Below are 9,137 nucleotides of genomic sequence, written 5' to 3'. Positions count from 1 at the left end.
TACCAGACTTATAAATAGCTTAAGTTAATAGCATTGGTGTCGCGTCTGACCAAGATGTTTACTAACATTAATTACTTATGCAAAAGTTATTCGCTCTCCTCATTTTATTTACGCTTTTTGGATTTGAACCTGTTGCAATCAATAAAATTAGTTCCAACAGGATTAATGAAGCCCTAACTTTCTGCAAGAAAAACAAAATGGATACATCTATCGCCATTATGGTTGATATGAGCATCCATTCTGGTAAAAACAGGATTTTTGTTTACGATTTTACACGAAAAGAAATTATCATCGAAGGTTTATGCGCCCATGGTGTTGGCGGTGGAAGCACACCAACCAAACCTGTTTTCAGCAATAAAGAAGGGAGTTATTGCACCTCATTGGGCAAATACAAAGTTAAAGGCCGTGCGTATAGTAACTGGGGCATCAATGTACATTATAAAATGTACGGACTGGAAAAAACAAACAGCAATGCTTTTAAACGGATTGTGGTTTTACATTCTTACACGCCAATTCCGGCTCAGGAGATTTATCCGCAAACCCTCTTCGGACAAAGTGCCGGCTGCCCTGTTTTATCAGATGCTACCATGCGAAAAATAGATACATTGCTTAAAACCAGAAAAAAGCCTGTACTGCTTTGGATTTATGTTTAAAATCGGCCCTCGCTCTTATCCGATAGGAGCTATCGAATTTGTTTCAGGGTCTATTAATGAAGAATTCTCCATCGATACATTTACCACATAAATTAATTCTGACAGGTATTTTATGGAAATCACTTCAGTTCCACATCATTTTCCAAACCATTTAATAAAATGAAGAAATATTTTATCGCAATTGCGCTCCTGGCCATCATCAATACTGCCAAATCTCAGAACACTAAACCTGCTGAAAGTTTTGAAAAAATAACTGAGCAGAATAATTTAATATTTAATCAGCCTTCAGGTTTTGTAAAAACAGAACCTATCAAAAATTCAGCTATGTTATATGAATATGCAGTTATTGATACTTCGAAACACATAGAAATCAGGTATGCTGTACGTTCTTTAACCGAAAGGGTAAAAGAATATCGAAAATGGTTAGAAACCAAAAAAGAAGGAGAAAACAGGATAAACCCCAATACCATGCCATCGGCCGCACTTACAGCAATCGCAATGAACATAGCTGGTAATTTTACTAAACCACCTTCTATTCAACAGTTTCCGGCGCCAGCTGTAAAAAAAGATTTTAATGCCGATGCGGGATTTTTTACCATAGTTGCACCCACCAAAAATTTCGGCAAAGACTACAAATTCTGCATGGTGGTTGCCATACATAAAGATGACATCGCCGATGCCTATACATTTATATTGACCGATGAAATGGAAAATCTCAAAAAATACATCACCCCAGCTATTTTCAATGCTTTAAGGTTTAAATAACAACAGCTTGTAAATTTCACCAATGCAAAAAAATGGCTTGTTTTTCATGGGCAATTCCTATCGGTCGGTGTGTCACCGACAGAAACGCATTAAAAAAACTATATATCTAACAACCGCTCTAAATGATGATAACCAATGCCAAAATACTCTTTGCTGGCTTTAATTTTCTGTAAAACTTCTGCTTTTCGCTCTGCACTAAGCGCTTTACTTTTAACCCCCACAACAAGTACATTCTTTGGCGTGTGCGCATCAGAAATAAATTCGAAAACCTTGGTTTTATAGCCAAAATATTCTAAAATCAAAGCACGTATACCATCGGTTACCATTTCGGCCTGGCGTTCTAAAAAGATCCCGTATTTGGTTAAAAAAGAAACATCGTTTTTCACTTTGTGATGCTCAATTTCCCTGCGGATTTGTTTGTGGCAACATGGTGCAACTACAATCAGTTCGGCATTGGCTTTAATACCTTTAAAAATGGCATCATCAGTTGCTGTATCGCAGGCATGTAACGCAATTAAAAGATTCACATGCTCTGCATTATAATCTTCAATCGTTCCCTGAACAAAATTCAATTGAGCGAATGAAGATTTTTCGGCAACCTGATTGCACAAATCAACCATATCCTGGCGGTATTCTACTCCCACCACCTGGCTTTCTAGTTTTAAAACCGAATGCAGGTAATCGTATAATGCAAAAGTTAAATAACCTTTGCCCGAACCCATATCCGCAACCTTTTTTATCGTTCCTGCTGGTAATTCTTTAATTAAAGAACTTAAAATTTCTATATAATGATTAATCTGCCTGAACTTATCCTGTGCATTTTTAAAAACTTTACCTTCTGCATCCGTAATTTTCAGTTCAGTTAGATACGATTTCGAATCAGGTTTAATCAACCTTGTTTTTTCTTTATCATGACTGACTGAAGGGGCTTCTTTACTCGATGCTTTACTTTCTCTCAAAACCATTTTTCCATTGTTCAGTTCTTCCAAAATCAGGTCTTTTTCAGTACTAAACAGTGTGGCAATCTTAAATCCATTATCCAGATAACCGGAAATTAGATCAACAGCCTCATCAGGGGCATAGTTTTTTACCACATCGCGTGTTTTGTAACGATAGGTAAAAGCCAGTTTAGTTTCGCGTTTAATGATCACTTTACGGATCAGCAATTGTTTTAATGCTTCCTCCTCTCCTTTGTAATTCCCTAATGAAATTTTGACAAAAGTTTCGGCATCCAGGCTTTCTTTTAAAGCGGTAGTAAATTGGTTGTTGTATTCTGACACTGACATTGATTTGAACTACAAAGATAATCAAGTTTATCCGGAGCTCAACATTCAGGAAATAATGTAACAATAGAGCGACTATATAAAAAAGTGATGGAAGATGTGAGATGGAAAATGGAATGTATTTTTGATTAAAGAACCACTTGCATTGCATTAAACAAATGAATCACGTAATACGATTTAGAAACATACAAAGCCATTATTATCTATATTGATTCCAAAATAGCGGAACACTTTTTTTTCAAAAAATTAAACTTTAGATTAGGGTATTTAAACATCTAACCACAATACATGAGTGACTTTCAGATAAAAAAATCGCCTACCGTATACGATGCCATTATTGTTGGCTCTGGCGCAGGTGGCGGTATGGCAGCGTACGTTCTGGCGCATGCAGGTCAAAAGGTTTTATTGCTCGAGGCCGGTCAAAATTTCGATCCGCGATTAGATTCACATCAATTAAAATGGCCCTGGGAATCGCCACGCCGTGGTGCAGGTACTGTTCGTCCATTTGGTGATTTTGATGCATCTTACGGAGGATGGGAATTGGAAGGCGAACCCTATACCCAGAAAAATAAAAGTGAATTTGAATGGTTCCGTTCGCGTATGCTCGGTGGCCGTACCAACCACTGGGGAAGGATTTCATTGCGGATGGGTCCGGATGATTTTAAACCGAAGGATGGCTTAACCGATGCCTGGCCGATTACTTATGCTGATGTAAAGCCATTTTATGATAAGGTTGACCGCATGATCGGTATATACGGAACGGCCGAGGGGATTGAAAGCGAACCCGACGGGATTTTTATGAAACCACCTAAACCGAGATTAAATGAACTTTTCATCAAAAAAGGGGCAGAAAAAGCAGGTGTGAAGGTAATTACCGGTCGTGGCTCTGTATTAACAGAAGCCTTACCAAATAACAGCGACCGTGCACCTTGTTTTTATTGCGGCCAATGTGGAAGAAGCTGTAAAGTTTACGGCGATTTTTCTTCTTCATCTTGTCTGGTAAATCCGGCGGTAAAAACCGGAAATTTAACCGTGATCACTGATGCCATGGTACGCGAAGTAATCACCGATAAGGATGGTTCGGCCAAAGGTGTTTCTTATGTAAACCGTAAAGATTTACAGGAATACCAGGTTAATGGCAAACTGGTTATTTTAGGTGCCAGTGCGTGCGAATCGGCACGTATATTATTAAATTCAAAATCTGCCTCGCATCCTAACGGCTTAGCCAATAGCAGCGGTGTGGTGGGTAAATACCTGCACGACTCCACCGGGGCAAGTGTTTCGGGGTTTCTGCCACAGTTAATGGATAGGAAACGTTATAATGAAGATGGTGTGGGCAGTGTACATATTTACTCACCATGGTGGCTCGATAACCGAAAACTCAATTTTCCACGTGGTTACCACATCGAATACTGGGGCGGCATGGGTATGCCAGCCTATGGTTTTGGTGGGGGCGTCGCCGAAATGAACGGCATGGTGCCGGGCAGGAATGGTAAAATGAAAGATGCCGGAGGTTATGGAAAATCGTTAAAAGACGATTATCGCCGTTTTTATGGAACTGGTGTTGGTATGGCCGGTCGTGGTACAGCCATTGCCCGTGAAAGCAACTATTGCGAAATTGATCCTAATATGGTGGATAAATACGGTATCCCTGTTTTAAGGTTCAACTATAAGTGGGACAAAGATGAAATCCTGCAGGCTAAACACATGCAGGAAACCTTTCTTTCGATTATGAAGGAAATGGGCGCCGTGGTTACTTCCGAAATTCAGGGAGCCGATACCAATTATGGATTGCTCAATCCGGGTAAAATCATCCACGAAGTGGGTACGATCCGCATGGGCGACGATCCGAAAAAATCGGCATTAAATAAATATTGCCAGGCACACGACTGTAAAAACCTTTTTGTAGTGGATGCCGGTCCGTTTGTACAACAAGGCGATAAAAATGCAACCTGGACAATTTTAGCCCTTTCGATGCGTACTGCCGAATATATTTTAGCTCAAAAGAAGAAACAAAACATTTAAGAATTACCATTATGAACAGACGTGATTCCATAAAAGCATTAGGTTTAACGGCGATCAGTACAGGAGTACTTCTTGAAGCCTGCAAACAACCTGAAACAAAAACCGAAGCAGCTGCGCCGGAAGAAACTGCTAAAGAAGCCGGCAGGGAACAATGGGAATTAGACCGTGATAAAAACCTGAAGTCAGAAACCTTTTTCACCAAACATGAAATGGCTACGATTACAGTTTTGGCCGATATCATTATCCCTAAAGATGAAGTTTCGGGTAGTGCATCGGATGCTAAAGTGCCAGAGTTTATCGAATTCATCGTAAAAGATATTCCCGAACATAAGGTACCTATGCGCGGCGGCCTGAAATGGCTCGATGTATACAGTTTTAATAAATTCCAGAAACCATTTGTTGAGGCTTCGGCAGATCAGCAGATTTCAATCGTAGATGAAATTGCCTACCCTAAAAAAGCCCGGCCAGAAATGCAGGCAGGCGTAACCTTTTTCAACAGAATGAGAAACTTAACGGCCTCGGGTTTTTATACCACAGAAATGGGCGTAAAAGACATCGGTTATGTTGGCAACGCGCCAAACCAATGGGCTGGTGTTCCTGCCGATGTACTGAAACAGTACGGCATGGAAAATGTAAAGATATAATCGTAAACCAAAGAAGTCAACTTGACTTCTTTTTTTTTGCCCTATCACAACAGTACGAAACGTTCCTAAGGAACGAAAAAACATGCTATTCTTTTTCCACCCATTAATCGTCCCGATGGGACGATTTTAGATATAAATATTATCCGCACGAAACTCCCGTCCCATCGGGACGCTTGATGGGTAGCCAATTGTGAAATTGGCGGTTTCGTTCCGTCGGAACGTTTGGTGTTTTATCTATTTAGTGCATCATATACCTATGCCATCTAAACCTAAACCGCTAGCTATCGGATGGAATGGATGCCGATTTTTCATCAGCAGAAGCGTAAAGCAGTACCGAGCAGAACCAATAGGCAACTGCACCTGCTTTTCTAAAAAATGCGCNAATAGGCAACTGCACCTGCTTTTCTAAAAAATGCGCTATAACCAAAGAAGTCAAGTTTTAAAAACTTGACTTCTTTTAATTATGAGGTTACTCCACAATCAAAATCAAACCTTTTCCTTTTTCAACAGGAACCGATTTTCCGTCAGGGTAACTGCCCGCGCTTTGGAATTTATCAATTGCTGGAGCGGTAATTTTAACTTTTGATGCATCCAAGCCTAATTTGTTCCAATCGATAACCAAATTAACTTTAACGTCGCCATCTGCCCAACTTGCCAAAGCAATCATCGTTTTTCCCTGCTTTTTATATACCGTTGCGAGTATTTTAGGGTTATCGGTTTTAACCGGACAGTTTTCGCTCCAGTAACCGATCATTGCAGATCCTTTGATACCGAAGTTATCCCAGGCCTTCCATAGTGGTTTCGGATCGCTCTTATCCGACCAGCCTAAACGGCTTGTCATACCGTAAATCATTCCACGCCATGGGTTTCCATCATCCTGCAACATCTCGCCCATTAAACCGAACGGAATACCGCTCACTTCGGTTAAAAAGAAATCAGGATTGTTTTTTTGATAGTCGAAATATTCGCCAAACCATAAACGATTGAGATAAGGGAAATGCTCGAGGTATAAAATGGCACTGTTGTTAAAACCATCACTTTTATTGTATTGGTTTGCCGAGTGCAGGTCGATAATACCGGGGTGGTTATTCTGCGTTAATACCCTTTTAATTCTTTTCATGGTTACGCGATCGAAGGCCACGTCATCAAGGTATACGCCATCAATCCCCACATTATTTACCAGCCAGTTCATGCCTTCTACATAGTAATTGTGCCAGCGGTTCATCCCGCTGTTGATTACGGCAGCATCTTTAATTTCGGGTACAAACCAGGCAGCAATATAATTTGAATCCAAATGTTCCTGCAACCAGCTAAAGCCGCCACCTTTGCCCGGCGAATATACTTCGGTACCCAAACTCCTTAAGGCAGGCCACTCGTAAGCATGGTTGGATAACTCGCGAACAGTATTGTAAATCTTTACTTTTAATCCTTTCGAGTGTGCATCATCGATGTAATTTTTCATCTTTTTCCATTCAATGAAAGGATAATTGATCCATGGATTAATCGGCGTGGCATGGTGGATATTAACTACCGTTGCCCCAATTGATTTGATTGCATTCAAATCATCATATTTATGATAAAAACGGTTATCCCACTGGAAATCGGTATTGATTAAATGGAAAGGCGTGATCAGTAAGTTGAAATTGTAATACAGTACATCTCCCTTTTTCATGCTTCTGGCACCTGTAAAATTATCAGATAACATCGAGCTGCCTTTCACATTAATCTGAATTCCGCCTTTATCTCCATTTCCCCACGATTTTGGCAATAATAAAGGCTTCTGAAGATAGAAATTGGTATTCAGCGGGCGAACGTAGTTTTCGTCCCTTAAATTGTAATAGAGGCCTGCATTTACGTTTCCGATCCATACGGCATCCTGGTTTTTACTGGCCACATCCCATTTCCATTTTACCGTATCGGGCCTAACACCGCCTTTTTCGCCTAAACCCATTAAATATTGGGTAGAACCTTTATCGAATGGGATATGGAAATTGACATTACTAAATTCTACATCCTTTAATGCTGTAACCTTAATTACATAATGTACATAACCATCAAATTCCAATGCACCTTCCAGATCCATTTTCAGGTTTTCAGAAGTATTGGTTGAGGTCCATTTTACCGTTCCGGCTTCTTTACTGGTGATCTGGAAATTACCCGGAACAAATTTCTCCTGTGTTTTTGGTGTATTATAAAAGTGAAAGTGAATGGGTTCTGCCAAAATATTGTTTGGTTTTTCACTGTAACCGGTCATTTCTGCATTAAAAAAAGTCTGAATCTGCTTAGGAAAACCATCAGCGTTAATTTCGAATTTTCTACCCAAAAGAGAAATTACATTTCCTTCAACCCTTAACGGTGTATAAGGCGCTACTACTGTATTGGCCTGTGCAAGGGTTGAGTTTAACCAGGTTAAGCGGGTTTGTTTATTAGGCGTTCCCACACCGGCATCTGCTAAAACTTCGTTACCAACGGCAATTTTCACGTCGACTATTTTCGATTTTCCGTTAGCTTTAACCGCAAACTTACCGGAGTACGTACCTGCTGTTGTGCCTTTTGGTACATTAACGGTAATCCACATCGGCTGAACTTTGCCTGAAGCTACATTTACCGTTTCAACCAAAGGTTTGTTATCGTAACTGGTTCCATTGGTATTTAAACAGTTGATGTATTTTGAAGAAATTACTTTACCAGTGGCAGTTCTTAAATCACCGAAGCTTACTTCTACATTTTTTAAATCTCTCAAAGCAAATACACCCAGTTGAAAGGCATAATTTTCACCTTTGCTTGTTGTTCCGTTAAATGAATTGCTTGCGCCTTTCTGTACCCAACGATAAGGCAGATCGCTTTGCATTTTGATGGGGAACATCCTGTCCTCCGGAAATACAATAAAAGCTTCGGATGGATACTTTGCTTTAATTGCATTGATTTCCTTAGCTATGGCAATTACTTCCATCGGATAAAAGGAGTTGAATGCATCGATAGACTGAATCTCTACCACACCAGCATTAACCTTAACCTGTTTAGCGTTAGCCAGCCAGGCCGCATCCGTTTGTTTAGGTTTAATGTAAACACCTTTTGGGTAATTACTTCTCCCTTCGTTTTTATACGCCAGATAATAAACGTAGTACCTGCCTGCACCAGAAGTTTCGAAATAGACATCGGCACTTTCTCTGGTTAATTGATCTGTTCCAACAGTTGAAACCGTTTTACCATTTGCATCCTGAACGATAATCCCCTTTAATTCGGGATGCTCATCCCTCCTGCGCCAGTCTATTTTGGCATGGGCAATTTTACCAGTACCTGCAAACTGGAGCACAACCCTGTGGTTACCCAACGAATCGGGATTCCAGGCGTTGTTACCATTGGTATATTTTAATATCTGTGCATTAAGGGAAAGCTGACTGAATAAACAGAACAGCAGAAAAAGCCTAAATTTCATTATCAATTTGTTTGAGGCTAATTTATGTATAGCAGACTGAAATAAAGCTATGTAATGAAAAAATGAGACAAACGTTTGCTTTGTTGGTGCATTAGTTAAATAGGTGCTGGTTTATTGGTGCGTAGTGTGTTACGATTGAAATCAATACTAAACGCAGTTCAATAAGTATTTGTTAAAAATAGTATTTTTAAAATGCCTGGTCCAGATCGATTCGCCATGCTGAATTCATTTCAGCATCTTTTTAGCATGAAAGACCCTGAAATAAATTCAGGGTGACGACTATGAATCGAAAGTATCTTACAAAAAGTCTAATAAAGGCACATAGTGA

General features: G+C 39.9%; 6 protein-coding genes. 4 read left to right on the top strand and 2 right to left on the bottom strand.

The features are described 5' to 3' along the window. Positions 1 to 77: 77 nt before the first annotated feature. Together DRW42_RS26165 and DRW42_RS26160 are read left to right on the top strand one after the other, a co-directional pair. The gene (locus DRW42_RS26165; protein ID WP_113951811.1) at positions 78 to 653 is read left to right on the top strand and encodes a murein L,D-transpeptidase catalytic domain-containing protein; all 576 of its coding nucleotides are present in this window, start codon (positions 78 to 80) and stop codon (positions 651 to 653) included. A 159-nt stretch (positions 654 to 812) separates the two neighbouring features. Continuing rightward, complete coding sequence (locus tag DRW42_RS26160) at positions 813 to 1,418, top strand: hypothetical protein (RefSeq protein WP_113951810.1); 606 nt, start codon at positions 813 to 815, stop codon at positions 1,416 to 1,418. Between the two features lie 98 nt (positions 1,419 to 1,516). Here DRW42_RS26160 and DRW42_RS26155 read toward each other — a convergent pair whose 3' ends face one another. Continuing rightward, positions 1,517 to 2,704 carry a class I SAM-dependent methyltransferase gene (locus DRW42_RS26155; protein WP_113951809.1) on the bottom strand — a complete coding sequence of 396 codons (1,188 nt, stop codon included), beginning with the start codon at positions 2,702 to 2,704 and terminating at the stop codon, positions 1,517 to 1,519. A gap of 285 nt (positions 2,705 to 2,989) precedes the next feature. Between DRW42_RS26155 and DRW42_RS26150 the strand changes: the two genes are divergently transcribed. Both DRW42_RS26150 and DRW42_RS26145 read left to right on the top strand, forming a co-directional pair. Beyond that, positions 2,990 to 4,726, top strand: coding sequence for a GMC family oxidoreductase (locus DRW42_RS26150; RefSeq protein ID WP_113951808.1), 1,737 nt, complete (start codon positions 2,990 to 2,992; stop codon positions 4,724 to 4,726). Between the two features lie 11 nt (positions 4,727 to 4,737). Further along, positions 4,738 to 5,370, top strand: a complete 633-nt coding sequence (locus DRW42_RS26145) for a gluconate 2-dehydrogenase subunit 3 family protein (RefSeq protein ID WP_113951807.1) — start codon at positions 4,738 to 4,740, stop codon at positions 5,368 to 5,370. Between the two features lie 469 nt (positions 5,371 to 5,839). Here DRW42_RS26145 and DRW42_RS26140 read toward each other — a convergent pair whose 3' ends face one another. Next, positions 5,840 to 8,809, bottom strand: a complete 2,970-nt coding sequence (locus tag DRW42_RS26140) for a glycoside hydrolase domain-containing protein (RefSeq protein ID WP_113951806.1) — start codon at positions 8,807 to 8,809, stop codon at positions 5,840 to 5,842. Between the last annotated feature and the right edge of the window lie 328 nt (positions 8,810 to 9,137).

It is taken from the genome of Pedobacter miscanthi, from assembly GCF_003315595.1.
Classification (GTDB): Bacteria; Bacteroidota; Bacteroidia; order Sphingobacteriales; family Sphingobacteriaceae; genus Pedobacter; species Pedobacter miscanthi.
The sequence above is the reverse complement of the archived record's forward strand: the minus strand, read 5'-3'. Positions and strand labels throughout refer to the sequence as shown.